The organism is Phenylobacterium conjunctum, from assembly GCF_042679085.1.
Lineage (GTDB): Bacteria > Pseudomonadota > Alphaproteobacteria > Caulobacterales > Caulobacteraceae > Phenylobacterium > Phenylobacterium conjunctum.
In genome coordinates, this window is record NZ_JBHTLQ010000124.1 from 1 (window position 1) to 501 (window position 501).

The 501-nt window shown below is 67.9% G+C and carries 1 protein-coding gene; it reads left to right on the forward strand.

Features of this window, described 5'->3' with window-relative positions; translation table 11 throughout:
• Positions 1 to 472, forward strand: a 472-nt coding sequence (locus ACFQ27_RS20865) for an integrase core domain-containing protein (protein WP_377354933.1), incomplete at its 5' end; no start/stop codon positions are given.
• Positions 473 to 501: the final 29 nt, after the last annotated feature.

Below are 501 nucleotides of genomic sequence, written 5' to 3' on the forward strand. Positions count from 1 at the left end.
GGAGGCCCTGGCGCTAGTCGTGGACACCTCGATCGGCGGCCATCGCATGGCTCGCGAGCTGGACATCCTGATCGCCCGGCGCGGCCGGCCCGCCACCATCGTCAGCGACAACGGGACCGAGATGACCAGCCGAGCCATGCTGGAATGGACCAACCGCACCGGCATCGACTGGCATTACATCGCGCCGGGCAAGCCGCAGCAGAACGGCTTCGTGGAGAGCTTCAACGGCAAGCTGCGCGACGAGTGCCTGAACGAGGAGATCTTCGCCAACCTGGCCGAGGCCCGGGCTGTGATCGAGCGCTGGCGGCTAGACTACAACCACGTCAGGCCGCACTCGGCGCATGGCGGGCTGACACCGGAAGCGGTGCGGCTGAACCCCGCGGCCGGTCGGCTGCGCAACCTCGAAGGCTACGCCGCCCGGCCGCTACCACCGGCGCTACAGATCAACTATCACCCCCCAGGGCTCTCATAATGATCGAGGGACCGGTGGGGGGCAGGTCA